The 25,995-nt window shown below is 68.5% G+C and carries 17 protein-coding genes; 2 read left to right on the forward strand and 15 right to left on the reverse strand.

What is annotated here, in order from left to right:
* Window positions 1-219: 219 nt before the first annotated feature.
* The 11 genes from ACFWZ1_RS11565 to ACFWZ1_RS11615 all read right to left on the reverse strand — a co-directional run bounded on the left by ACFWZ1_RS11565 (window position 220) and on the right by ACFWZ1_RS11615 (window position 16,665).
* Window positions 220-1,206 (reverse strand): malate dehydrogenase, encoded by a 987-nt coding sequence (locus ACFWZ1_RS11565; RefSeq protein ID WP_439666506.1) that lies wholly within the window; start codon window positions 1,204-1,206, stop codon window positions 220-222.
* Between the two features lie 62 nt (window positions 1,207-1,268).
* Window positions 1,269-2,468, reverse strand: coding sequence for a pyridoxal phosphate-dependent aminotransferase (locus tag ACFWZ1_RS11570; protein WP_439666507.1), 1,200 nt, complete (start codon window positions 2,466-2,468; stop codon window positions 1,269-1,271).
* A gap of 337 nt (window positions 2,469-2,805) precedes the next feature.
* Entirely contained in the window at window positions 2,806-3,315 is a 510-nt protein-coding gene (locus tag ACFWZ1_RS11575) for a peptidylprolyl isomerase (RefSeq protein ID WP_231320762.1), read from the reverse strand.
* Between the two features lie 76 nt (window positions 3,316-3,391).
* Window positions 3,392-5,077 (reverse strand): trehalase family glycosidase, encoded by a 1,686-nt coding sequence (locus ACFWZ1_RS11580; protein ID WP_439666508.1) that lies wholly within the window; start codon window positions 5,075-5,077, stop codon window positions 3,392-3,394.
* Window positions 5,074-6,150 carry an alpha/beta hydrolase gene (locus ACFWZ1_RS11585; RefSeq protein ID WP_439666509.1) on the reverse strand — a complete coding sequence of 359 codons (1,077 nt, stop codon included), beginning with the start codon at window positions 6,148-6,150 and terminating at the stop codon, window positions 5,074-5,076. Before ACFWZ1_RS11585 ends, ACFWZ1_RS11580 begins: the two co-directional genes overlap by 4 nt.
* Window positions 6,147-8,525 carry a glycoside hydrolase family 65 protein gene (locus tag ACFWZ1_RS11590; protein ID WP_439666510.1) on the reverse strand — a complete coding sequence of 793 codons (2,379 nt, stop codon included), beginning with the start codon at window positions 8,523-8,525 and terminating at the stop codon, window positions 6,147-6,149. The genes ACFWZ1_RS11585 and ACFWZ1_RS11590 overlap by 4 nt, the downstream gene beginning before the upstream one ends.
* A complete protein-coding gene (locus ACFWZ1_RS11595) occupies window positions 8,522-10,768 on the reverse strand; it encodes a glycosyl hydrolase family 95 catalytic domain-containing protein (RefSeq protein ID WP_439666511.1) in 2,247 nt (748 codons plus the stop codon). Before ACFWZ1_RS11595 ends, ACFWZ1_RS11590 begins: the two co-directional genes overlap by 4 nt.
* Window positions 10,765-10,896, reverse strand: coding sequence for a hypothetical protein (locus tag ACFWZ1_RS11600; protein ID WP_256445224.1), 132 nt, complete (start codon window positions 10,894-10,896; stop codon window positions 10,765-10,767). Before ACFWZ1_RS11600 ends, ACFWZ1_RS11595 begins: the two co-directional genes overlap by 4 nt.
* A gap of 112 nt (window positions 10,897-11,008) precedes the next feature.
* On the reverse strand, window positions 11,009-13,555 hold the full coding sequence (locus ACFWZ1_RS11605) for a TonB-dependent receptor (RefSeq protein ID WP_439666512.1): 2,547 nt from the start codon (window positions 13,553-13,555) through the stop codon (window positions 11,009-11,011).
* A 192-nt stretch (window positions 13,556-13,747) separates the two neighbouring features.
* The gene (locus tag ACFWZ1_RS11610) at window positions 13,748-14,755 is read right to left on the reverse strand and encodes a LacI family DNA-binding transcriptional regulator (RefSeq protein WP_439666513.1); all 1,008 of its coding nucleotides are present in this window, start codon (window positions 14,753-14,755) and stop codon (window positions 13,748-13,750) included.
* Window positions 14,756-14,832: 77 nt separating this feature from the next.
* Window positions 14,833-16,665 carry a 3-hydroxybutyrate oligomer hydrolase family protein gene (locus ACFWZ1_RS11615; RefSeq protein WP_439666514.1) on the reverse strand — a complete coding sequence of 611 codons (1,833 nt, stop codon included), beginning with the start codon at window positions 16,663-16,665 and terminating at the stop codon, window positions 14,833-14,835.
* 204 nt (window positions 16,666-16,869) lie between these two features.
* Here ACFWZ1_RS11615 and ACFWZ1_RS11620 point away from each other — a divergent pair, with 204 nt between their 5' ends.
* Complete coding sequence (locus ACFWZ1_RS11620) at window positions 16,870-17,529, forward strand: response regulator transcription factor (protein ID WP_439666515.1); 660 nt, start codon at window positions 16,870-16,872, stop codon at window positions 17,527-17,529.
* Window positions 17,530-17,585: 56 nt separating this feature from the next.
* Here the strand turns inward: ACFWZ1_RS11620 and ACFWZ1_RS11625 are convergent, their stop codons facing one another.
* A complete protein-coding gene (locus ACFWZ1_RS11625) occupies window positions 17,586-18,461 on the reverse strand; it encodes a pseudouridine synthase (RefSeq protein ID WP_439666516.1) in 876 nt (291 codons plus the stop codon).
* A gap of 60 nt (window positions 18,462-18,521) precedes the next feature.
* On the opposite strand from ACFWZ1_RS11625, the gene ACFWZ1_RS11630 reads away from it, so the two are divergent.
* Window positions 18,522-19,076, forward strand: coding sequence for a YaeQ family protein (locus tag ACFWZ1_RS11630; RefSeq protein ID WP_439666517.1), 555 nt, complete (start codon window positions 18,522-18,524; stop codon window positions 19,074-19,076).
* Window positions 19,077-19,160: 84 nt separating this feature from the next.
* On the opposite strand, the gene ACFWZ1_RS11635 is transcribed toward ACFWZ1_RS11630, so the two are convergent.
* The 3 genes from ACFWZ1_RS11635 to ACFWZ1_RS11645 all read right to left on the reverse strand — a co-directional run bounded on the left by ACFWZ1_RS11635 (window position 19,161) and on the right by ACFWZ1_RS11645 (window position 25,879).
* The gene (locus tag ACFWZ1_RS11635; RefSeq protein ID WP_439666518.1) at window positions 19,161-22,466 is read right to left on the reverse strand and encodes a PAS-domain containing protein; all 3,306 of its coding nucleotides are present in this window, start codon (window positions 22,464-22,466) and stop codon (window positions 19,161-19,163) included.
* Between the two features lie 46 nt (window positions 22,467-22,512).
* Window positions 22,513-23,535 (reverse strand): extracellular catalytic domain type 2 short-chain-length polyhydroxyalkanoate depolymerase, encoded by a 1,023-nt coding sequence (locus tag ACFWZ1_RS11640; protein ID WP_439666519.1) that lies wholly within the window; start codon window positions 23,533-23,535, stop codon window positions 22,513-22,515.
* Between the two features lie 175 nt (window positions 23,536-23,710).
* Window positions 23,711-25,879, reverse strand: coding sequence for a TonB-dependent receptor (locus ACFWZ1_RS11645; RefSeq protein ID WP_439666898.1), 2,169 nt, complete (start codon window positions 25,877-25,879; stop codon window positions 23,711-23,713).
* Window positions 25,880-25,995 lie beyond the last annotated feature (116 nt).

The following is a 25,995-nucleotide window of genomic DNA, read 5'->3' on the forward strand; positions in this document are numbered from 1 at the left end:
AACCCTCGCCCCAGAGGGGAGAGGGCGTGGATTCCGGGCGCGCGAAGCATCCCGGTCGGCTACCGACGCGCTCCCTCTTCCCTCCGGGGAGAGGGCTGGAGTGAGCAGCCAGGGCTTGCGGGGAGTTCCGGCCTAGCAGTGGAAAGCTTCGTCGTTGCTCACTCCGGAAAAGAAAAAGGGCGGCCAAGGCCGCCCCTTTTTTGACCAGGCCCGGAAGCCTTACTTCTTCGCGAACAGGTGTTCGACGCCGCCACGCTCCTCGCGCAGCTCCTTGTCGGTCGCGTCCATGCGGGCGCGCGAGAAATCGCCGATCTCCAGACCCTGCACGATGGCGTACTTGCCATCCTTCACGGTCACCGGATAGCCGTAGATCACGCCCGGCGCGATGCCGTACGAGCCGTCCGACGGAATGCCCATCGAGACCCAGTCACCCTCTTCCGTACCCAGCGCCCACGAGCGCATGTGGTCGATCGCGGCCGAAGCGGCCGAGGCGGCCGACGAAGCACCGCGGGCCTTGATGATGGCCGCGCCGCGCTGCTGCACGGTCGGGATGAAGTCGCTTTCGTACCAGGCCTGGTCGACCAGCGACAGCGCCGGCTTGCCGTCCACGGTGGCGTGGTGGATGTCCGGGTACTGCGTGGAGCTGTGGTTGCCCCAGATGGTCATCTTCTTAATGTCGGTCGAGTGCTTGCCGGTCTTCTCCGCGAGCTGCGACAGCGCGCGGTTGTGGTCCAGGCGCACCATCGCGGTGAAGCACTTCGGGTCCAGGTCCGGCGCGTTCTGCTGGGCGATCAGCGCGTTGGTGTTGGCCGGGTTGCCAACCACCAGCACCTTCACGTCGCGCTTGGCGTGGTCGTTCAGCGCCTTGCCCTGCGGGCCGAAGATGGCGCCGTTGGCTTCCAGCAGATCCTTGCGCTCCATGCCCGGGCCGCGCGGACGGGCGCCGACCAGCAGCGCGTAGTCGACGTCCTTGAAGGCGACGTTGAGGTCGTCGGTAGCCACCACGCCGGCGAGCGTCGGGAACGCGCAGTCGTTGAGCTCCATCACCACGCCCTGCAGCGCGGGCAGCGCCGGGGTGATCTCCAGCAGGTGCAGGATGACCGGCTGGTCCTTGCCCAGCATGTCGCCTGCGGCGATGCGGAACAGCAGCGCGTAGCCGATCTGGCCAGCGGCGCCGGTGACGGCAACTCGGACGGGGGCTTTCATCACTTCACTCCTTAAGGTTCAAGAGGTGGACTGCGGCCCACCAAGGCTGGTAATCGAGAAGGTCACGCCAGTTCGGCGAAGAATTCCTGGATGCGCTTCAAACCCGGCTCCAGCTGGGCGGTCGGGCAGGTGTAGGAAATGCGCAGCGAACGCGGTTCGCCGAAGGCCGAGCCGGGCACGCAGGCGACGCCCTTGGCTTCGAGCAGCGCCGCGCAGACGTCCACGTCGCTGTTGATGAGCATGCCGTTGTGCGACTTGCCGAAGGCGACGGAGATGTCCGGGAAGGCATAAAACGCACCCTGCGGGCGCGGGCAGACCACGCCGGGAATCGCGCGCAGCGCGGCGACCACGACGTCGCGCTTGGCGGCGAATTCGGCGCACTTGGCCTGCGGGACGTCCTGCGGACCGCTGAAGGCGGCCACCGCCGCGGCGGTGATCACTTCCGGCACGCTGGTGATGTGGTTGGAATTGAGCGTAGTGACCGCCTTGGCCACCGACTCGGGGCCGGCCAGCATGCCCACGCGCCAACCGGGCATGCCGTAGGTCTTGGACACCGAATCGACGAACACCAGCCGCTCGCGCAGTTCGGGTCGGGCAAAGACGAAGTTGTGGTAGCCGATACCGTCGAACACCATCGAGTTGTAGATGTCGTCGGTGATGATCCACGTATCCGGATAGCGCACGAGCACGTCGGCCAGCGCGGCGATTTCCTCGGCCGTGTAGACCATGCCGGTCGGATTGGACGGATTGTTGAAGAGGAACACCTTCGGCTTGCGCTTGAGGGCTTCCTCGAGCTGCGCCGGTGCGAGCTTGTAGTTCTGCGTCGACGGGCACGGCAGCACGTTCATCTTCGCGCCGACGATGTCGGCGATGTCGCGGTAGGTCGTCCAGTACGGCGCCGCGAAGCAGATCTCGTCGCCCTCGTCGAGCAGCGCCTCGGCCAGGTTGTAAAGCACCTGCTTGGCGCCGATGCCGATGGAAAGGTTCATGCGGCCGTAGCCGGAGAAACCCAGCGCCTCGATGTGCTTGAGGAAGGCATCCAGCAGCGGCTCGGCGCCGCGGTTGCTGCCGTACTGGCCCGAGTCGTGGCTGAGCGACTCGCGCGCCGCGGCGTAGACGTGCTCGCCGGGCAGGAAGTTGGGCACGCCGATCGAGAAGCTGATGATGTCCCTGCCCTGCGCCTTCAACTGCCTGGCCTTTTCGGCGATGACCATGATCGCGCTGGGCTTGGCGCGACCGACACGCTGGGCGAGCTGGGGCATGGCTTCCTCGGGGGGTGTGGGTGAGGTAACCGGCGGATTTTAGCACGCGGCCGGAAAGCTCTTTCTTCCCCGGATGCAGCTCGGGGGAGATGGTTGGAAAAGCCGGAGGGTTCGGTCGTCACGCTGGCCCGAAGCCCAACGGCACTGGGGATGGGACGGCGGAGCCGAGCTGAGTTGCAGGGCGCGATTGGGCGCACCGCAGCCGCGCCCAAGGGCGCTCCTACATCGCACGCGTGGCGTCGATCTCGTCCCGGAGAGCTGAGAGGGCTCGATCCAGGCGACGGGCCTCTCCCTCCCCGATCGCGTCGGGGAGGGAAACCAGATCACGCGACAAGGCTCAACCGCGCTGGTCGAGCTTTTCGTTCCATTCCTTGATGCGGTCGGCCTGCGCGGCCATCAGCGCGTCGACGTCGCCTTCGACGGCCACACGCTCGATGGTGTCGCCCTGGCGGATCGCGTTGACCACCTTCTGGTCGTCACCGCCGACCACTTCGCCAAACACGCTGTGCTTGCCGTCCAGCCACGGGGTCGGGCCGTGAGTGATGAAGAACTGGCTGCCGTTGGTGCGCGGGCCGGCGTTGGCCATGGACAGCACGCCCGGCTTGTCGTGGCGCAGCGAGGGGTGGAACTCGTCCTCGAACTTGTAGCCGGGGCCGCCGGTGCCGGTGCCCAGCGGGCAACCGCCCTGGATCATGAAATCGTTGATGACGCGGTGGAACGACAGCCCGTCGTAATAGCCGCGGCGGGCCAGGTTGACGAAATTGGCGACGGTCACCGGCGCCTTGTCCTCGTGCAGGCGCAGGTGAATCGGGCCGCGGTTGGTCTCGAACGTGACGTTGATGGTCATGGCAATCCCTTGGGACGTGGGCGAAAAGGCCGGCAAGGATAGCGCAGCAGCCGGCCGTCGCCCGTGAACCGCCTGATCAGTGCACCGCCGGCGCCTCGGCGCTGCGCGCGGTGGCAGGCACCCGTGCCGGCGCGCCCTGCAGCAGCTGATGCAGCTTGAGGTAGACCGCGTTGGTCCAGCCGAAACCGATCACGTTGGTGGTGTAGCCGGCAGTGATTTTGACGTCCGCGTTGCCGAGCGCCATGTTGTATTTCTCGCGGATCGTGCCGTCGTGGGCGAAGCCGGTCTCCACGGTGGCCATGAACTTGTGCGCCAGGCGTTGCGCATCGTCACGGAAGCCGTAGGCGTCCAGGCCCGAGATTGCCAGCCAGTTGGTGGGCGCCCAGCCGAACGGCTCGTCCCATTGCGCGCCGCTGCTCAGGTTGTCCATCGACAGGCCGCCCTTGCGTTCGAAAACGGCCAGGTGCTTGTCCAGCGAGGCGGCCTGCTCCCTGGAGGCAAGCCCCGCCCACAGTGGCCAGTACGTGGTGACATAAGGCTGCGTCGATGGCTTGCCGGCGATGAAGTCGTAGTCCATGTACATGCCCTGCTGCGGCTGCCACAGGTATTTGTTCATCGCCGCCTTGCGCCGCGCAGCGGCCTCGGCCCATTGCTGCGCCTCGGCCACCTTGCCCAGTTGCAGGGCAAGGTCGTGCAGGTCGCGCTCGTAGCGGTAGAGCAGGCTGTTGAGGCCCACGCCGGCGTAGTGGTGCGTGGTGCCACCGTAGGGTCCGAAGTGGAAGTTGGTGTCGAAGCCGGACTCGCGCATCGCGCGGTCACCCAGGTAGTAGTCGGCGCTCAGCCGGTAGCCCTGGGCCCAGGCGCCGGCGCAGACGTCGGACGCCCCGGTATCGCAGCTCGCGGTCTTGAGCTTCGCCGCTTCCGTCGCATCCGGATGTTCCGAGGCCTTCACCAGATAGCCGGGATCGGCCTTCGGATGGGCCAGCACCCACGCGATCACGCCGCGGTAGTACTCGCTGCCGTGCATCTCCGGCACCGGGCCGGCGCCCAGGTCGAAGTAGCGCGCCAGTCCGGTGTCGCCCGCGCGGTGCTCCGGTCGCGTCCAGATGCGGTAGTTCGACACCGCCAGCGGATAGGCGTGCACCAGCCAGGCGTGTCGCTCGGCCTCGTCCTTGAAGGCGCCGTGGGCGGCCAGCACGTCGGCGACCATGCGGCTGAGGAACGGCGGCTGCGAGCGGGTCAGGTAGTAGGTGCGGTTGGCGTTGAGCACGCCGCCGTAGTGCTCGACCTCGAACAGCATGTTGTCGGTCATGTCGCGCGCCAGGTCATCGCGGTGGTCGGCGAGCAGGCCCAGCTGGATGAAATAGCTGTCCCAGCCGTACATCTCGTTGAACTGCCCGCCCGGTACCACGTAGGGCCTGGGCAGGTAGAGCAGGCCTTCGGCCGGAAGCTTCGAAGGCATCAGGTCGCCGAGCCGCTCGATGCGCCGGGGCAGCGTGCGTACTTCGACCTTGCAGCGCCTGGCGATGTCGTCGATCCCCGCGGGTTTGTCCAGGCCCGCCGGCAGGTAGAGCACCGGACGTGCGTCCATCTTCGGATCGTGCAGCGCCGAGCAATCGTCCAGCGAGCGCGTGAGGGTGTCCCAGGCCTTGTGGATGTAGGCCTCTGTCTTCGCCGGGCTGGGGCTGGCGGCGCTCGCCGCGGTGGAGAGCACGAGCGCCATGGCGCCGAGCAGGGAGACGATCCGCGGACGGGTCTTCATGGATGGGCTTCCTCTTGCGGTGGGGCGAGGTGGCGCTCGAAGAACGCCACGATGGTGCGGTAGGCCTGCCGCGACTCGGGCAGCTCGGGGTCGGAGAAGAACGAATGCCACATGCCTTCCCACACGTGCAGCTCGGCCTCGACGCCGGCCTCGGTCAGTAGCGTCTGGCTGTGCACCACCGAGCTCATCGCCATGTCGCGCGTGCCGGTGATCAGCAGGGTCGGCGGGAAATGTTTGAGCAATTCGGGCGAGAGGCCCGGCTGCACCCTCGGGTCGCTGGTGTCGATGCCGTGGAAATACGGCAACGTAGCGAGGTCCAGCGGCTCCGCCGGCACGCCCTGCCCGTTGAGCAACGGCCCGACGTAGGCCGAGTCGCCGGCGATAGTCACCAGCGAGCCGCAGAAGGTGCCGATCGCGCCGGGCACGGGCACCTTGTCGGCGATGAAGCGGGCCACCGCCTCGCCGGTCAGGATGCCGCCGGCCGAGCAGCCGTAGATGCCGATCTCACTTGGCCGATGGGTCTGGAGCAGCTTGCGGTAGACGGCCTCGACGTCTTCGCTGGCGGCGGGGAAGGTGTGCTCGGGCCCCTGCCGGTAATCCAGCGTGATGACCTCGATCCGGCCCAGGCTGGCGACCGGAATCGCTTCGACGAGACCGCCACTGCCGGCGCCCCAAAGGAAAGCGCCACCGTGCAGGTTGACCAGCACGCGATGACGATTGGCCGCGCTGACGCCTTGTTCGGGCAGCACCACGTCGGCGCCGACGCCGGCGATGGTTTCGTGCCGGACGGTGACCGGATAGAGCTTGCGCATGCGCGCGGCGCGGTCGCTGTTGAGGCGATCGTAGAAGCGCCGGCTCTGCTCGATCGGCGCGCTGAGAGGCGGCGACTGGGCACCCGCCGCCAGCATCCTGGGGAAGAACGCGCGCGCCTGCGGCGAAGCGAACTGCGAATACGGGATCGCCACCGAAGCGGCGGTCACCGTGCCGTCGGGCCTTACCCCGGCCTGCTCATCGGCCCAAGCCGCGACCGCGAACAGGCAAGCCAGAACCGTGAACAAGGCGCGGGCGTTCATGGCCGGTCCTCCGCGGGTCGGCGCGTGAGCGCGACGCGTCCGTTCCGATCGCGGCTCACGGTGATGTCGTAGTACGCACCACGCAACGCTACGTGGGTCAGCGTGAAGGCGTGCCACGTCGGCGGCAGCACCGGCGGATAGGCTGCGACCAGGCCGCCGGGTTGCAGGCGCAGGCCGGTGAAACCGTACTCGATGGTCTGCAGCAGCCCCCCGGCGGCGGTGATGAAGTAACCGGTGTTGTTGTTCGGCGTCTCGGTGCGCACGTTGAATGGCGGCTGCATCACGCCGGCGTGGAGGTTGCGCTGGAACCACGCATTGGCCCCGGCGGCATCGCCCAGCGTGGCCGCGTAGATCGCCAGCGGCGCCAGGCCCATGCTGTTCGGATCGCGGTGCGATTGCGTGATCGGCGCCAGCGCGTAGTCATAGTCGCGCCGCCGCACGCCCGGCTCCATCGGCAGGTCCAGCGAAGGCAGGACCAGCATCGGCAACGAGCTGCCGCCCCAGGAATCGATGTCGTGCGGCACTGACGGGTCGAAGTCCAGGTGATGCCCGGCCCTCGCGTCGAAGGGGACGAACAGCTTGTCCGCGACCTCCGCCCAGCGCGGATCGGCCTTCTCGCCCAGAACCGCGGCGGCCCGCGCCGCCAGCTGTAGCGCCTTGCGGGCCGAGACGTTGGTGAAGGTGTCGTTGGGCACGTCGTTGTAGTCCTCGTCCACCGAGGTGACGTGCGGGATTTCGTAGCGCTTGCGTTCGGGCACCCAGGTCGCGCGGCTGGCCCAGAAGTCGGCGACCGCGTGGATCACCGGCCAGCCATGGTCGCGCAGCCAGCCCTTGTCGCCACTGGCCAGCCAGTACTGCCATTGCGCGATGGCCACGTCCGCCGTGACATGGATCTCGCGCTCGCCGAGCACATAAGCCGGGTGCGGCGTCTGCTCGGTGCCGTGCTGCGGATCGGATTCCCACGGATACATCGCCCCGCGCAGTCCCCTTTCTCGGGCGCGCGCTTCGGCAGCCGGCAACGTGCGGCTGCGGAAATCGACCAGCGATCGTGCGCGCTCCGGATGCAACAGCAGCAGCGCCGGGAACACCCAGGTGTCGTTGTCCCAGAACACGTGCCCGGCATAACCCGGAGTCAGGCCGCAGGCACCGCTCGGCCAGGCGGTGCCTGGCGTGACGTTCGACAGCAGGTAGTACAGGTCCGAGTGCACCATGCGCTGGGATTCGGGATCGCCCTCGATCCGGATGTCCGAGCGCCACAGGTCGTGCCACGCGGCGACGTGGTCCGCGCGCAAGCGCGCGAAGCCGTTCCCTCGCGCCTGCCGCACCAGCGCCAGGTCTGCCCTGGCGTCACCTCCCCAGCCCTCGCGCGACAGCGCCACGAACTTGCCGAAGGTGTAGGTGTGGCCCTTGCGCACCCTGGCCTTCAGTTCGAGGGAAAGCCGCCAAGGGCTGCGGTAGACGCGGGCACCGCTCGGCGCGAGGCCTTCGGGCAGCGCCACGGCGACCGCCTCGGCCATCGACAGTCCCTGTTCGGCGCGACCGTCCAGCGAGAGGGTCAGCCCCTTGGCATCGCCGTGCGCGTCGAGCACGTGGGTGTCGCCGTGGTACCACAGCGGGGCGCGGTCGGGCGTGGCCGGCGGGATAGGCTCGAGCTTGAGGTTGTTCGCCGCCACCGCCTCCTGCATCTGCTCGCCGGTGAGGCGGGCCAGGTCGAAGCGCGGCTGGTGCGGCGCCCACAACGCGAGCGGAAAGGACAGCTCCACCTCGCCGTCGAACTCGGGCGTGATCGACAGCTGTGTTGCCGCCAGGTGCGGCGAGGCCTGGCTGACCAGCGAGACCACCTCGATGCGCGTGGCGCGGCCGTGGTCGTCGTAGCGGTAGCGCGTGGTCAGCGTGCCGTCGTGCAGGTCCAGCACCTGGCGGTAGTCGCCGAACACGGCCGGATCGAGCGCGACCTGGTTGAGCCAGAAATGCCCGGAAGACGAAGTGCCGGTGCTGTAGTCGATGCCGCTCCATCCGGGTATCGCCGCGGGACGGGAGACGTCGCCCTCGGCGTAGTCCATGAAGGCGGCCATGTAGGACAGGTTGTCCTCGGTGCCGCGCGGGGCACTGAGCGTGGCGACATAGCCATTGCCGAGCTGGGTCGGAAAGTACGTGGGGAAGTCGCGGGCGGTGGCGGTGAGCAGGAAGCTCGGATCGGTGGCGGCGGCCGGCGCGGAAAGTGCGAGGGCGGCGCAGGCGATCAGCCACAGCATCCAGAGGGCGATGCCCTCGAGCGATCCCTTGCCGAACAGCGTGGCTGCAGGAGCGCCCCCGGGCGCGACCCGGGCATGGCGGTCGCGCCCAAGGGCGCTCCTGCAGGGATCGCGGTTCATGGCACCGCCTTGCGCACAAGCTTCACCTTGCCGTCGGCGCCGCGCCCGACGTGGATGTCGAAGCGTTTCCCGCGGAAGTGCACGCCCTTGAGCGTCAGGCCGTTCCAGCCCGGCGGCAGCACTGGCGCGTATCTCTCGCTGAGGCCGTCATCGTCGATGCGCAGTCCGGTGAGCCCGTACAGCATGCTCTGCAGGAAGCCGGACGAGGTAGCGAGGATGTACCCGGCGTTGTTGGCGGCGGTTTCGGTGCGCACGTTGAACGGGGCCTTGAGGAAGCCGACCAGGTTGCGTTCGATCCATGCACCGGCGGCGGCCGCATCGCCCAGTTCCGCGGCGCCGACGGCCATCATCACCATCATCATCTCGTTCGGGTCGTCGCCGTGGCTCTTCAGTTCCTGCAACTGGAACTGGAAGTCGTTTCGGCGCACCTGCGGCGACATCGGAAGGTCGAGGTTCGGATACATCAGCCAGACCAGCGAGGAGCCCATCCAGGTGATCTTGTCGTGCGGCACCGACTTGTCGAAGTCCAGGTGGCGCTGCTCGGCCTCGTCGAAGGGGATGTACATCTTCGAGGCGATCTCGCTCCAGCGCGGGTCGGCCTCGGCGCCGACCACGCGCGCCGCCTTCACCGCGATCTGCAGCGCCTTGCGCGCGGCGGCATTGGTGAACGAGTCGTTCGGCACGTCGTTGTAGGCCTCGTCGGGCGAGGTGACGTGGTGGATCTCGTAGCGGTCGTGCGCCTTGTCATAGGTGACGCGGCTGGTCCAGAAGGTGGCGATGCCCTCCAGCACCGGCCAGGCCTGCGTCTTCAGCCACGCCTCGTCGCCGGTGGCGAGGTAGTACTGCCACTGCGCGATGGCGATGTCGGCGTTGACGTGTACCTCGCGGTAGACCTCCCACGCGAAGTGCGGCGTGACGTCCACGCCGGTCTGCGGATCGGCCTCCCACGGGTACATGGTGCCTTTGACGCCGTACTGGCGGGCGCGCGCCCGCGCCGGTTCGGTGGTGCGGTCGCGGAACATCACGATCGGCTTGGCGCGCTCCGGATGCAGCAGCAACAGCGCCGGGAACACCCACGAGTCGCTGTCCCAGAACGCATGGCCCGCGTAGTTGGGCGTCAGCGCGCAGGCGCCCATCGGCCAGGCGGTGCCGACGGTACTGTTGGACAAGAGGTAGTAGAGGTCCGAATGCACCGCCTTCTGCACAGCCGGGTTGCCGTCGATCACGATGTCGGACTGCCACAGCGCGTGCCAGGCGGCCTGGTGGTCGGCGAGCAGGCGATCGAAACCGGTCATGCGCGCGGCGCTCGCCAGGGCAAGCACGTCCTTGTCGTCGCCCCAGCCGTCGCGCGAGAGCGCCAGGTATTTGGTGAAGACGTAGCGCTTGCCCTTGTGCAACGTCGCGGTGATCTCGATCGAGAGTTTGGTCGGCGTCCGTTCCAGCTTCACCGTGTCGGGCGAAAGGCCCTCGGGCAGGCCGATCGCGGCGGCCTCCGCCATGCCAAGCCCATGCTGCGCCCTGCCCTTCAGCGCGAGCGTCAGCGCCCTGGCATCGCCGTCGGCGGAAAGCACCTGCGTGTAGCCCGGATACCAGACCGGCGCACGGTCGGGCGTGGGCACCGGTTTGTTGTCCAGGCTCTGTCCGCTGGCGATCACCGCCGCGATCATCTCCTCCCCGCCCATGCTGGCGATCGGGAAGCGCGGCTGGTGTTCGGACCACAGCCGCAGCGGGAAGCTCAGCTGCACCGGGCCGTCGAACTGCGGGGTGATGGCGATCTGCGTGGCCGCCAGGTGCGGCGAGGCCTGGCTGACGAAGGAGGTGACCTGGATGTCGCTGGCCTTGTTCGCATAGGCGAAGCGGTAGCGCGTGGTCAGCGTGGCGCCCTGCATGTCCAGCGTCTGCGCGTAGTGCTGGAAGATGCCCGCGTCCAGCCGCGTGCGGTTGAGCCAGCCGCCGCCGGGGTTGTAGTCGATCTCGCTCCAGCCGGGGATCGCCGCCGGGCGCGAGATATCGCCCGGCTTGTAGTCCATGAACGCGACCATGTACGCGGCGCTGGGCTCGGTGCCGCGCGGCGAGGTCATGGTGGAGAAGTAGCCGTTGGCCAGGTAGCTCGGAAAGTAGTTGCCGAAGTCCTTGGCTGTCGCCGTGAACTGGAAGCTTGGATCCGTGGCGGCGAAGGCCGGCGTGGCAACCAACGCAACGACGAGCGGGAACACCGCGAGTCCGACGGGAAAGCGCTTCATGGGCACTCCTCTTTGCTGCCGGGCTTGTGCAAGGGCGGCACCGCCTGGCCGTCATTCCCGCGGAAGCGGGAGGCGCCTTTCAACTGCGACTGCTGGTCTTCGATGCCACGCTCGTCGAGGGCGGCCATGGATTTCCCGCTTTCGCGAGAATGACGCCCGGGCCGTTCCGGGTTCCATCCCGGGAACCCGAAAAAGGCGCCTGCGCCCGCCACCGGCAGGGCGCAGGCAATCCGGGGTGCTTCAGAACATGTACTTCACTTGCAGGTTGACCTCGCGCCCTTCCAGCGGACGGGCCAGGATCACGCCGGTGGTGCCGGCGGCCGAGCCGAAGATGCGCGAGTTGCTTTCGGTCAGGCCCAGCTCGTTGGTCATGTTGGTGCCCTGCAGGCGCACCTGCCAGCTCTGCTGGATGTTGGCGACGATGCCGAAGTCCCAGGTGTGGTAGCTGCCCAGTTGCTGCAGCCCGGAGATGTCCTGGGTATGCGGGCCGACATGCGTGAAGGTCACGAAGGCCAGCACGTCGCCCCAGCCGAACGGCATGTCGTAGCTGGGCGTGAACATGTAGCGCACCTTCGGCTGGCGCTGCAGCTGCACGCCGTTGATGTTCGCGCAACCGTCGCCGGCGACCGGGTTGGTGTAGGGCAGGCACGAGCGGTTGTGCGAGTACACACCGTCCAGGTAGTTGCCGACCAGCTGGAACTTCAGGTGCTCGATCGGGCTCCAGGCGGTGTTGATGTTCACGCCCTTCGAATCCGAACCGTAGGTGCTCTGCGGCCCGTTCGGCACGCCCTGCTCGTCGGTCGGCTGGTACAGCAGGCCGTTGAACTGGCGGTGGTACACGGTGATGTCCGCGAAGAACTGTTCGCTCTGGTATTTGAAGCCGCCTTCGAAGTTCTGGATCTTCTGGATCGGCGCGGTGTTGCCCGTGACGTTGCCGCGGATGCCGTTGTCGAAGTCGTCGAAGTGCGCACCGCGGTTGGCGCGGAAGTACACGCTCATGTTGTCGGCGAGCTCGTAGTTCACGCCGAAGGTCCACGACGGGTGGGTCTTGTCGTAGCGGGTGTGGGCAAAGGTGCCGTTACACACCGGCACGTTGTTGTCGTAGATCGTGTTGTCGTTGCCGTCCAGGTTCTGGTTGGTCAGGTTGCAGACGTCGTTGACCGCGTTCTGGTTCTCCACGCGGCCGGACAGGTCGATCAGCCACTTGCCGACGCGCCAGATGTCGGACAGGTAGAACGCCTTGTTGTTGGCGGTGCCATGCTGGGCGATGTTGTAGCCGCCGTAGTCCAGGAAGCCCTGGTTGTCGGTCAGCTGGTTGACGCCATTGGCATCGACGTAGCTGACCGTGATCGGCCGCGCGTTGGGCGTGTTGGTCATGAGCATCTGGTTGCCCAGCGCCCATTCGTCGTCCATCGTGTAGTGCGCCAGGTACAGGCCGGCGGTGAGCGTGTTGCCTTCGAAGATTTCCTTGCTCAGGCGGAAGTCGTTGTTGATGTTCTTCAGGTGCTTGTGGATGAACCACCAGCCCTGGTGGATCACGCTCTGGTTGGGATCGACCGCGCCGCCGTCGACATACGTCGCAGTGGCCGAGCCCGGCACCAGGTTGAACGCGCCGATCTGGCTCTGGTCGGTGTAGAGCATGTCGTTCAGGCTGCCCGGGTTCGTGCCGGAGAACAGCGCGTTGGTGTCGACGTCGCCGCCGTCGATGAGGAACTTGTCGGACAGGTTCCAGCCGTTGCCCAGGTCGTAGTCGAAGTTGCCGCCGAAGAAGCCGAACTTCGCGCCGCGGCCGTTGGCCAGGTTGGCGTCGCGACCGCCGCCCGGATAGCCGCGCAGGAACACGTGCTGGATGGCCGGGCCGTTGTAGGTGTCGGTGAGCGGATCGAAGCCCGGGTAGGCGCTGAAGTTGTCCGTGCCGCTCTGGATCAGCGGGATCGGCGTGATGAACTGGTTGCGGTCGTTGAGGTAGCGCGCGTACAGCGTCATCGAGCCGTTGTCGCTGTCGTGGGTGAACGTGCCGGTGAGCTGGCCGCCCTTGTCCGCCGCGAACTTCGGATCGCGCACACCGTCGGAGTCGCGGTAGAAGCCGCCGATGCTGCCGTAGGTGTTCTTGGCGATCGGGAAGCCGAAGAAGCCGTCGACGCGCTTGAGGTTCTCGTTGCCGTAGGTCACGCCGATGCTGCCCGAAGGCACCTCGGTACCCTGCTTGAGGATGAAGTTGGCGGTCGCGCCGATCTGGCCGTCGCCGAATACGACCGACGGGCCACCCTGCACGATCTCGGCGCGGTCGACCGTGTCGTCGAGGCGGAAGATCGAGGTGGTCTCGAAGAACGACAGCGTGGGCATGCCGTACAGCGGCGAGCCCATCATCTGGGTGCTGAAGTACGGCGCATCGCCGCCGCCGGGGAAGCCCGCGATTTCGATGTTGGCGCCGGTCTGGCCGCCGGTGGACTCGGGCCACAGGCCGGGGGAGATCTTCAGCAGGTCGGCCGTGCTCTTGGGATTGGCCAGCCGGATCTGTTCGGCGGTGGCCGTGGTGACCGAGTAGCTGGTGTCGATCTTGCGCAGGCCGCCGGTGGCGGTATTGCCCGTCACCACGACCTGCTCGAGGTTCTTGGCGCTCGCCTTGCTGGGCGGCTGTTGCTGCGCCTGGGCATTGGCCGGTTGGGTGGCGTCGGTTTGCGGCGCCGTGTTCTGCGCCTGATCATCGTTCTGCGCCAGCGCGATGCTGGGCATCAGGCAGGCGGCTATTGCCGCGGATAAGGCCAGTCGCACGTGCTTGTTCATCAGCTTCGCTCCCCGCATAAGTGATGTTCAGACGGCATGGACCGCGCGCGCGGCCTGCCGCTTCGCCCTTGTTGCGCCCCACTTGTGTGCCTTGCACCCGCGGGCATCTTGCCGCAAGCGGGGCACATGTTTGCCTTGCTTTGACAGCGCTGTCAATTTGCCTTGCAACAAATTTCTTACACGTTCTTTCCCTCACGCCGCCTGGGCGGTGGACTCGCGCACTTCCAGCGAGAACGTGGCCTGCACCATCGCGCCGGGCCGCCCGCGCAGGGTGTCGAGCAACTGCAGCGCGGCGATGCGGCCCATTTCGCGGCTGGGCTGGTGGATGGTGGTGAGCGTGGGCCAGATCTGGCGCGCGATCGGGGTGTCGTCGAAGCCGCAGACCGAAACGTCCCGGGGCACCAACAGGCCGTGCTCGCCGGCCGCCCAGATCACGCCGGCGGCCATGTCGTCGTTGGCCGCGAACACCGCGGTCGGCCCGCGTCCGCGTGGCAGCGAGAACAGCCGCCGCGCCGCCGCCACGCCGCTGCCGAAGGAGAAGTCGCCCGGCACTTCCAGTTCCGGGTCGCGCTGCAGTCCGGCCTCGGCAAGCGCCGCGCGATAGCCGGCCAGACGCCACTGGCTGGCGCCGTGGTCCGGATGCCCGATGACGTGCGCGATGCGCCGGTGGCCCAGCGCCAGCAGCGTCGCCATCATCTGACGCGCCGCTTCCGGTTCGTCGATGAAGGCGCCGATGGTGCCGGCGCGCTCGATCGGCGAAACGCTGGCATAGAGCACGCGCCGCTCGAGCAGGCGCTGCAGCAAGGCGGGGTTGTCGGTGATCGGCGGCGTCAGCAACAGGCCGTCGGGGCGGTGGTGCGAGAGCAGCCGGTCGACGCGATCGACGAAGCCGGTTTCCTCCACGTGAAGCGGCCGCACCATCATGCTGTAGTGGTGCAGGTCGCAGGCCTCCAGCACGCCGGCCTGGATCTCGGTGAGGTAGTTCGACGAAGGGTTGTCGTAGAGCATCGCGATCAGGAACGAGCGGTTGCTCGCCAGGCTGCGCGCCGGCTGGTGCGGGCGATAGTCCATCGCCGCCATCGCGGCAAGCACCTTCTCGCGCGTGGGGCCACGCACGTTCGCTTCGTCGTTGAGCACGCGGGAGACGGTCTTGGGCGACACCCCCGCGGCGCGTGCCACATCTTCCAGGCGAACCCGCATGGCGCGTCCTGCATCGACAGCTGGTGGCGGTCGACTATGCGTGCTGCGCCGGCCGGGCACAAGCGGAAGTTGGACGGCTACTTCAGGTCGAGCGCCGCCCGCGTAAGAACCTGCTCGCCCCGCGGGTGTCCCGATGGCGTGCGTATGTCGACCGGCCATGGCGCGTTTTCGAACAGGTGCGCCCACAGACGGTCCAGCGCGGCGTAGCCGTAGGGCAGCAGCGGCAGGTGCCGTTCGCCGAAGCCGGGCAACGGCAGGAACGCATCGAAGTGCTGCGCGTGCGGCACCTTCCAGTACAGCGGCCGTCGCCCTGCGGCGCGCAGCCAGGCGATGTACGGTTCGGAGGTGAAGGCGGTCGGCAGCAGGCCGTCGTCGGCTCCGTGCACCACCCACAGCGGCAGGTCCTCGCGCGGCAGCCGCGCCACGGTCGCCTCGACGCCCGCGTGCAGCGCCTGCGCGGTGGCGTCGTCGCCGTCCCAGAGCGCGCGCAGGCATTGTTCGCCGACGAGCGTGGGATCGGCCGAACCGTCGGTGCCACCGAACAGGCCGATGCCGTTGCCAGGCGGAATGCCCGCGCTGTCCGACCACCACGCCGCACGGCTGGCCGCGTCGGCGATGCCGGGCGTGCCCTCCGGCGTGGCCGCGGCGTAGTGGAAGCCGCAAGGCATGTTGGCCGTGCCGCGGCGCAGGTAGGCCGAGGCGTAGCCGGCGGTGATCGCGCGCCACAGGTCGAACGCGGTCGATGTGGCCGCCACCTGCATGGCCGCCTCGGTCCAGCCCGATGCGCGGAGATGTTCGTACGCCTCGGCCGCCTGCGTCGCGGGCGTGGCGGACTCGAGCAGGCCCTGTGCGTGCAGGCTGGCGCAGCGTTGCGGCCAATCCCTGGTCATCGGCGCGCGCGCGAACGGCACCGCATCGAAGCGCGCGCCGGTCAGCGCGCAAGGCAGCCAGATCGCCGCCTCGGTGGCGTAGTCGTAGAGCTTGCGACCCTGCCCGGCCAGTTGCACGTTGGGCTCCAGCGCGACCACGCCGTCGAGCAGTTGCTCGTCGTCCAGGCCCGCGGCCTGCAGCACCGCGCCGCCGCCGTTGGAAAGCCCTGTTGCGATGATGCGCGTGTTCTTCGCCGTGAACGGCGCAAGCTCCGGATAGGCGCGATCGAGCATGGCCAGCCCGAAGCGCGCCGCCTGCAACACGTGGCGACCCCAGTCGGCCTCCGGGTTGTCGCCCGAGTGCAGATGCTTGACCGCGATGCCCGCGCCGGCCGGCAGCGGTGGCGGGGTGAACTCCAGTGGCGCCTCGCCGCGTTTCGCGCGGCGGCCATCGAGCGCCACGCCGCTGTCGTCGGTGTAATCGAAGAAACCGCTGCCGGCACCCTTGTCGGTATAGGCCACCGCGCAGCCCTTCGGCAGGCCCCAGGCACCGGCCAGTGCGATCGCGCCGTAGATCCCGCGCGAGCCGGACGATGCGGTGACCACCAGGCAACGCTTGTCCTTGTCGAAGCCGTCCGGCGCCTGCAGCAGCACGCGATGGGGTTGATGCGCTCCCGGTATCCAGGCGAAGGCCTGGTATTCGCGCCCCGGCACCGCCGGGACGCCTCCGTAGACCTGGCCGTAACCACCGAGGGGTCCGAGGTCGGCGATGCCCTTCCAGTTCATCTGGATCGCGCGGCGACGCAGTTCCTGCGGCGTGGGGCGAGCTGGATCGGCGAAAGGAACCGGTGCGCCGGCCAGGCCTGCGAGGCCCAGTCCGGCGCTGAGCAGGTCGTCATGGTCGCGGTGGGTGGTGACCCGCACCTCACCCGGAACGAAATCGATCGATGGCATGGCAGGCTCCGCGGCCGCGGCGTGGACGGCGCCGCCAGCCAGGGCGGGCACCAGCATCAGGGTCAGCCGCTTCAGGAACGCGTTCATTCCGGCACCTTAGCAAGCACGCGCGCGGACGCCATCGTACGAAGGTCCATGCCGGTACCGTTTTCCAGGAAAGCACCCTGTGCGCGACCGCCCGGTCCCCGACCATCCGTCGCCCCGCTTGCGTCACGTCCGCGTCGCGCACGGATGCGCTCCGGCATGGAGGTGAACTCGACGCCATGGCGCGCACCCGCTAGTTTGCATGGCATGCCTTCCCTGCTGATCGCCGACGACCATCCGCTGTTCCGCGCCGCGTTGCGCCAGGCGGCCATCGCCTGTGTCGCAGACTGCCGGGTCAGCGAAGCGGCCGACCTCGCCGATGCCCTCGCCGCGCTGACGGCAGCCCCCGACACCGACCTGGTGCTGCTGGACCTGCACATGCCCGGCAGCCAGGGCCTGTCCGGCCTGGCCGCGCTGCGAGGCCAGCATCCGGGCGTGGCAGTTCTGGTGGTATCCGCGCATGACGAGCCGCGCACCGTGCGCCGCGTGCTCGACCACGGTGCGGCAGGTTTCATCCCCAAGAGCGCCACTCCCGCCCAGATCGGCGAAGCGATCCGCACCGTGCTCGACTGCGGCAGCTGGGTCCCTCCGGGCCTGGCCAGCGCAGTCGGCGCGCTCGCGCCCGACCCGAGAGACGCCGACCTCGCCGCCCGCCTCGCGCGCCTGACCGAACAGCAGTACCGCGTGCTGGCGCTGATCGGCGAAGGCCTGCTCAACAAGCAGATTGCCGATCGACTGGCCATCCAGGAACGCACCGTCAAGGCGCACGTGACGGCGATCTTCGAAAAGCTCGGCGTGCGCAACCGCACGCAGGCCGGCTTGCTGCTGCGTTCGCTGGACCTGGGCGAGCCGGCGCGGGTCCTGTAGGAGCGCACCCTGTGCGCGACCGCGGCGGACCGGCACCGCGGACTGACGCTGCACTTCTACAAGGCTTCGAGCGACGACCTGCTGCGGAATTCCCGCGCCTGCCCGCTCAACGGATCGACGAATGCCAACCCGCGCGCCAGCAACTGCAGCGGCCGGCTGAAATCATCTTCCAGCCGTTCCTGCAGCTGCGGATAAAAGTGGTCGTTGCGGATGGGTGCGCCCAGCGTCGCCATGTGCACGCGCAACTGGTGCTTGCGCCCGGTATGCGGCTCCAACGCGTAGCGCCAAAGCTGCGCGCCACGTTCGATCACACTCACGCGCGTCTCGCTGTTCGCTTCGCCCTCCACTTCGCGCATGCGGAAGAACGGCTCGCCCGCCTCCAGCCGCGAGCGGTGCACGTGCGGTAGCGCAAGTTGCGGCAAGGGCGCGGCCAGTGCCTCGTAACGCTTGACGATGCGCCGCTCGCGGAACAGCGACAGATACGCATCCCGCGTGGCCGGCTGCGCCGAAAACAGCACCAGCCCGGCAGTCTCGCGATCGAGCCGGTGCAACGGCACCAGTGCCGGATTGCCCAGCCGGCGCACGAGGCGCCCCAGCAAGGTCTGCTGCACGTAGCCGCCAGCCGGCACCACCGGCAGGAAGTGGGGTTTGTCGACCACCACCAGGTGATCGTCGACATGCAGCACGACCTCGTCGCCGGGGATCGCCGGTTCGCTCTCGACCTCACGGAAATATTTCAGCTTCATGCCGGCGCGGCCGGGCGTGTGCTCATCGATCGGCATGTCGCCGGCATCGAGCACGCGGCCACGGCGGAGCCTGTCCAGCCACTGCGCGCGGCCGATGCGCGGAAAACAGGCGCACAGCCCGTCGAGCGCGGTCGCCCAATCGCCTTCGGGCAGGTGCACGGTGCTGGGCGCGGTCGCATGGATCATCCGGCCAGCTTAGCGCCGGCCGCGGCGTACAATGGCCGATTACCCGCAGCAGGCACGACCATGGCCCTCAACGCCACCATCCACAAAGCCGAGCTGTCGATCAGCGACATGGATCGGCACTACTACGCGACCCACGCGTTGACGCTGGCCCGCCATCCCTCCGAAACCGAGGAGCGGCTGATGGTGCGGTTGCTCGCCTTCGCGCTGCACGCGGACGATCGGCTGGAGTTCGGCAAGGGCCTGAGCGACGAGGACGAACCAGCACTCTGGCGACGCGCGTACACCGACGAGGTGGAGCAGTGGATCGAACTCGGCCAGCCGGACGAGGCGCGCATCCGCAAGGCCTGCGGGCGCTCGCGGCAGGTCGTGGTGGTCAACTACGGCGGACGCGTCGCCGACATCTGGTGGGACAAGGTCGGCACTGCGCTCTCGCGCAACGACAACCTGACCGTGCTCGACATCGACGACGCCACCGTGCGCCAGCTCACCGCACTGTGCGAGCGCGGCATGCGGCTGCAGTGCCTGATCCAGGATGGCGAACTGCAGCTGATCAGCGGCGACACCACCGTCGCGATCCGTCCCCGCGCACGCATGGGCGAATACGCCGCCGCCTGACGGACAGGGCTTCCCCGCGCAGGAGCGGGGCTGTCCGGGACTGCCATGCGCAACCGTTTCCCGCGGTCGCGCACAGGTGCACTCCTACACTCGCACCGCCGCCGCCACGCGCTGCAGCAACTGGCGCAACGCCAGCGGCTTGAGCGGCTTGTAGAGCACGCCGATCCCCGCATCGAGCAGGCGCTGGCGCAATTCGCCGTCACGGTCGGCGGTCAGCATCACCGTCGGCACGTCCGGGTGGCGCCCGCTCAGTTCGCGCCAGACGTCCCAGCCGGTACGCCCCGCGTCGAGGTGATAGTCGAGGATGTGCAGGTCCGCCTGCCACGGCGCCGCGAGCGCCTGGGCCGCATCGCGGGCGGCATGCACCTGCCAGCCCCAACCGGTAAGCAGCGCGCTCAACGCGGCCAGCGCCGCCGGTTCGTTGTCCAGCACCAGCGCTCGCCCGGCCGGCAGCGGCTGGAGCGTAGCCGCGGCTGCCGGCACGCTCGCCGGCATCCGCGCCAGCGGCACACCCAGGTCGAACACGCTGCCCTGGCCCGGCCATGAGCGCAGGCCCAGCGGATGCCCGAGCAGACCAGCCATGCGCCGGGCGATCGACAGGCCCAGGCCCAGCCCCTGCCCGCCCGCGGCACTGCCGCGACGGAACTCCTGGAAGATCATCGCGCGCTCCTGCGGCGCGATGCCCGGGCCGGTGTCCCACACCTCCACGCGCAGCTGCGCGCCGCAACGGCGCACGCCCAGCAGTACGCGGCCGCGTTCGGCGTAGCGCAACGCGTTGGAGAGGAAGTTCTGCAGCACCCGGCGCAGCAGTTGCGGATCCGAATGCACCCAGGCGCGCGTGCCGACCACGTCCAACCGCACGCCGCGGTCCTGGGCGATGGCGCCGAACTCGGCGGCCAGCGGATCGAGTACCTCAGCCAAAGCGAAGATGCGCGGCTGCGGCTGCAGGCGGCCGCCCTCCAGACGCGCGATGTCGAGCAGGCCGGCGAGCAGGCCTTCGGTCGCGGTGAGCGCGCCATTGAGGTTGCCGGCGATGGCCGCGTCGGCCCCGTGTTCGGTCAGCGTATGCGCGAACAACTGCGCCGCGTGCAACGGCTGCATCAGGTCGTGGGTGACGGCGGCCAGGAAGCGGCTCTTGGCCTCGTTGGCGCGCTGGGCCTCGGCGCTGGCGGCGGCCAGCGCACGGGTGCGCTCTTCCACGCGCAATTCGAGCGTCTCGTTGACCTTCTTCAGGGCGTCCTCGGCGCGGCGGAATGCGGTGACGTCGGTGAAGGTGGCGACGAAGCCGCCGCCGGGCATGGGATTGCCGCGGATCTCCACGATCGTGCCATCGGGAAAACGCCGCTCGGACAGGTGCCGCGTGCCGGCCTGCATATGGGTCAGCCGGCGCTGCACGCGCGTCTCCACGTCGCCTTCGCCGATCAGGCCCTCGCCAATGATGAAGCGCGCGAGGTCGGCGACCGGGCGGCCGATCTGCAGCATGTCGTCGGGGTACTGGAACAGCCGCGCGTAGCAGCGGTTCCAGGCCACCACGCGCAGCTCCGCGTCGACCACGCAGATGCCCTGGCTCATGTTCTCCAGCGCCGCCTCCAGCACGCGCTGGTTGAAGCGCAGGTCCTGCGTGGCTTCGCCGACGATCGCCGCGACGGTGTCCAGTTGCGCGCGGCCCTGCTTGTGCACCACTTCCAGCAGCAGCCGCGCCGACGCCGCGCCGATCACCGCGGCCAGTTCGTGCTCGACCGCGTCGACCCGCGCATGGCCGGCGGCACCCTGCTCCGGCGCGGCGGCGAACAGGTGCGCCACGCGCTCGGGCGGCAGGAAACGCTCGGCCAATGCGCGCAGCTCCACCACGCCAACGTCGCCGACGCCCGCCACGCGCGTGGCCTGGCCGAAGCGCGACTGGGCCACCAGCCACGTCACCGCCACGTTCGCCGCCAGGCTCAACACCACGGCGCGGCCCAACTGGCTCCAGTCGCCCAGCCCGAGCAGCCCGGCGGGCGACAGCCAGCCGAGCCCGAACGGGCCGTGCAGCAATCCCGCCGGCATCGCCGGCCACAGCGAGGGCAGCACCACATAGAGCCACACGAACGTGCCGCAGGCCAGCCCCGCGGTCACCGCACGCGGCCCAACCTGCGGCCGGTACACGGCGGCGAACAAGGCCGGCGCCAGCCCCGCCAGCGCGGAGAACGAGATCGCGCCGATGTCCGCCAGCGCCTCGTGGCTGGCCAGCACGCGGCTGTAGCCCCATGCCAGCAGGATCACCACCACGATCGCCACGCGGCGCTGGTTGATGACCTCGCCACGCAGGTCGCCACGCTCGTCGCGGCCCCAGCCGGCGCGCACGCGCAGCGGAGCGATGAAGTGGTTGACGATCATCAGGCTGAGCGCCAGCGTGGCGACCACCACCATGCTGGTGGCGGCGCTCAAGCCTCCGAGGAACGCCACCAGCGCCAGAGTGTGCTGCCCGCGCGCCAGCGGCAGCGCAAGCACGTAGAGGTCCGACGGTACGCCGCTGGGCCCGAGCCACGCGTCGCCGAGCTTCGCCAGCGGCAGGATCGGCAGCGCGATCAGCAGCATGTACAGCGGGAACAACCATCGCGCGGTGCGCAGGTGGCCGCCGTCGCGACACTCGACCACGCCGGCATGGAACTGGTGCGGCAGGGTGAACATCGCCAGCGCGCCGAGCAGGATCAGGGCCGGGAAGCCGGTGCTCTCGTGCGGCGGCACCGGCACCGGCGGCAGGCCGGCGGGCAGTGGGGTGAACAGCAGCGTGCCCAGCGCCAGCATCGCGCCCAGCTTGAACAGCGATTCGAACGCCATCGCCAGCACCAGCCCGCGGTTGTGGGCCGTGGTGGACGCGCGGCGGGTGCCGAACAGCATCGCGAACAGCGCCATCAGCAGCGCGATGTAGAGCGCACTGTCCTGCCATGGCTCGGACTCGGCGAGCTGGCCGTGGCTGAGCAGCATGTAGCTCATCGCCACGGCCTTCAGCTGCAGCGCGATGTAAGGGACGATGCCCAGCACCACCACCGCGGTGACCAGCGCCGCCAGTCCCGAGTGGCGTCCCAGCCGCACCGCGATCAGGTCGGCCAGCGAGCCGGCGTTGTACTCGCGCGCCAGCTCCACCAGCCGCCGCAGCACGGCGATCGCCAGCAGGTACATCAGGATCGCGCCGACGAAGGTCGGCGGCAGCCACCAGCCCGAGCGGCTGGCCTGGGTCACCGTGCCGTAGAAGGTCCACGAGGTGCAGTGGATCGCCAGCGACAGCGCATAGACGATCGCCCAGCGCTTCTCGAACAGCCGCGGGCGCCGCTCGCCGAGCAGCGCGAAGCCGAACAGCAGGCCGAGCCAGCAGGCGGCGGCGAGCGCGATCAGCGTGGGGCTGGGCATGACGCGCTGAGATCCCTATCCATTGCGGGACGGGGCAGAACGAAAGTCATCGCTTGGCGGGCAGTCCCAGCGCGCGCACGGCGTCGACCAGCCAGCGCAGTTGCACGCCCTGGCGGGTGTCGTAGTCGGCTCCGGAGTATCCCCACCAGTCCCAGCATGCTTGCGGATTCAATGGCGCGAAGCTCGCGCGTGCCTGAGGGTACAGCACGGCCACGTCGTAGGCGTCCGCCCAGCGGTTGAAGCCGGCGTCGCGCACGAACGCCTCGCCCACCGCCTCGGCGTTCTGCTTGCAGCCGTGCAGCGCGACCAGCAGGCCGCAGGGTTTGCCGGCGGCGCAGGAGGGCGGCAGGTAGACATAGCCCTCGGCGGCGAGGAAAGCATCCTTGCCGTCCGGGCGCAGCGCATCCTGGCCGAATGTGCGCAGCTCGCCGCGTGGCGCGGTCACGGCGTGGGCCGGTTTGCCGAACAGCTCGGCGAAGATCGTCCCTGCCGCATCGAAACCGCAGTGACCGAGGAACGGCGACACCGACGTGCTGCAATCGTCGCCCTTACCCGCCACCGGCAGGTTGTGCGCGAAGGCGCGCGCGCCGTCGTCGCGTACCCGCATGCCCTCGAGGCCCGGCACGCTGTCACGCAGGCTTTCGTAGAAGCGCGCGCCCGCCTCGGCCACCGACGGCACGACCATGGCGTCGGCCTTGCCGTGCAGCAGATAGACATGCGAACCCGCCAACTGCGCGAGCGGTCTGATACGCCCGTCGGCCGACAGCTTCCGTGCGCGTGCGACCAGCGCGCCCACGTCGGGCGCCGGCGCGCCTTTCATGCAGCTTCCAATCGCCGTGGCGAGCTGGCCGCCGGCGCAACCGTACGGGCCGCCGGCGACGAGGGCGGCGCCATGGAAGATTTCCGGATAGGCGATCTGCGCCTGGGCGGCCATGTAGGCGCCGGAGGAGAGGCCGGCCACGGCGACGCGCGCGGGGTCGAGCTGGAGCTTTGGCAGCGACGGGGCATCGCCGGCATGGGCGAGCGCGCTGGCGAAAAGGAGGGCCAGCAGGCTGAGGATCTTGCGCATATCGATCTCCGGCGCGGTCTTTTTTTAAAGGAGCGCACCCTGCGCGACCAGTAGATGGCGGTCGCGCGCAGGGTGCGCTCTTACAGGATGGCATCCCCCGCAGGCAGGAAAGGAGCCGGGCGGCGGGGAGGTGGCATCCCGGCGCCTTCCCTGCTGCAGAAGGAAAGGTGCGACGTCAGAACCGGTATTTCGCGCTCAGCGTGACCATCCGCGGCGCACCGTAGAAGCCGGTGTAGATGCCCAGTGCGCCGACGTTGTAGCCGGTGGTGCGGTAGGACTTGTTGGCCAGGTTGGTGCCCTGCAGGCTGAGCGACCAGGGATCGTTGATCTGCCAGATCACGCCGGCATTCCACAGGCCGTAGGCCGGCTGTGCGATCAGCGGCGAGAGCGTGGTCTCCGGATAGACCATGGTCTGGTAGGTGTAGTTGACCCGCGCCGAGATGCTGCCGCCATTGGCCAGCGGCGTGGTGTTTTCCAGCGACAGGCCGCCGGACCACTTCGGTGCATTGGTGAACTTCTGCTGGTCGGCGATGTTGACGCCGCCGGTCATGTACTGGGTGTATTTGGTATGCAAATAAGCAACGTTGCCGCGTAGCGTCCAGTTCTCCGACGGCTTCCAGGCGAACTCTTCCTCGATGCCGTCGATGTGCCCCTTGCCGGCGTTGGTGAAGTCGCCGAAGAAGCCCTGGCTGCCGTTGGGCAGCGTGTAGGAGCTGAACACCGACAGCTGGATGTTGGAGTAGACGTTGCGGAACAGCGCCGTGTTCATCATCAGCGCGTCGTCGAAGAACGTCATCTTGCTGCCGACCTCGTAGGACTGCACCTTCTCGTCGTCGATCGGACGGCACGAGGTCGGCACCGCCACGCAGTTGGCGCGGATGTTGTAGCCGCCGGAGTGGAAACCCTCCGAATAGCTGGCGTACAGCTTGATGTGGTCGCTCGCGCTCCAGTCCAGCGAGACCTTGGGCGAGAAGTTGCTGGTGGCGTGCGAGCCGCTGAAGTCGGCCAGCGTGGCGATCGGCGTGGTGAAGGTGTCGTCCGAGTAGCCGTAGTTCTGGATCAGCGCGGTCTTGGTCTCGTGGGTGTAGCGCAGGCCCACGTCCAGGCTCCAGTCGGGCGTCAGGTCCCAGGTGAAGTCGCCGTAGCCGGCCCAGCTCTTGGTGCCCATGCTGCCGCCGGTGCCGCCGAACTGGGTCAGGCCCAGCGTCGAGTACGGCGGCGAGCCCAGGAAGATGTTGTGGATGTGGCCGTTGGCAGTGCCGTCGAAGTAGTACGCGCCGAACACGCCGTGCACGGTGCCGCCGGCGTCGTAGTTGGCCTGCAATTCCTGGCTGAACTGGTGGTCGGTGTAGACCGCGTTCACGTCCGCGATCTTTTCCGGCAGCGTGTCGAAGTCGATGTTGGTGTCGGTCGAGGAGCCGCGCACCGCAGTGACCGACTTGAGCGACCAGTCCTGGCTGGCGATCCAGTTCATCGTCAGCGCGGTGCCGTAGAGCTTGGTGTGGTTGAGCTGGGCGAAGCCGCTGCGGGTGTCGAAGTCGCTCCCCAGCGGCGGGTAGGCCGGTTCCAGCGCGTTGACGGTGAGCATCTTGGCGCCGCGCGGATTGGAGTTGTCGCGCACGCCGTCCACCGACAGCTGCATGTTGAACGTGCTGGTCGGGAAGAAACCGATCGTCGCGCGCGCGGCGTTGGTGTTCTTGTTGCCGTTGCGGCTGCCGGTGAGGATGTCTTCCCCGAAGCCGTCATTGTGGCCGCTGGCGTAGGCGATGCGGCCGCGCCACATCTGGTCGGCGCTGGCGCCGCCGATGCTTGCCTTGATGTCCTTCTCGCCGTGCGTGCCCGCGGTCACTTCCAGCGAGCCTTCGGTCTTCACCGGCAACGGGTTGGAGACGTACTTGATCGCGCCGCCGATGGTGTTCTTGCCGTACAGCGTGCCCTGCGGGCCGCGCAGCACCTCGATGCGACTGACGTCGAACACGTCCAGCACCGCGCCCTGCGGACGGGCGAGGTACACGTCGTCGAGATAGATGCCCACGCCCGGATCGAAGCCCCAGGTCGGATCGGCCTGGCCGACGCCGCGGATGTAGGCGGTGAGCGTGGTGTTGGAGCCGCGCGCGGCGTAGATCTGCAGCGAGGGCACCTTGCCCTGCAGGTCGGACAGGTTCTGCACGTTCTGCTTTTCCAGCGCCTGGGCGGTGAAGGCGCTGACCGCGATCGGCACGTCCTGCAGGGTTTCCTCGCGTTTGCGGGCAGTGACCGTCACCTGTTCCAGCTGTTTGGCGTTGACCGGCTTGCCGCTGTCCTGCGGCGATGCGCCGCCGGATTGCCGCGCCAGCGCCGGCATGGCGAACGCCAGGCCGATCACCATGCCGATGGCCAGACTCAGATGCGTGCGTTGCATGACTCCCCTCCCTTTTGGACGCAACCGTCGAGGGTTGCCTGTGGACGCAGCCATCGACG

Origin of the sequence: Frateuria sp. GZRe14, assembly GCF_051900395.1 — a bacterium.
Lineage (GTDB): Bacteria > Pseudomonadota > Gammaproteobacteria > Xanthomonadales > Rhodanobacteraceae > Frateuria_A > Frateuria_A edaphi.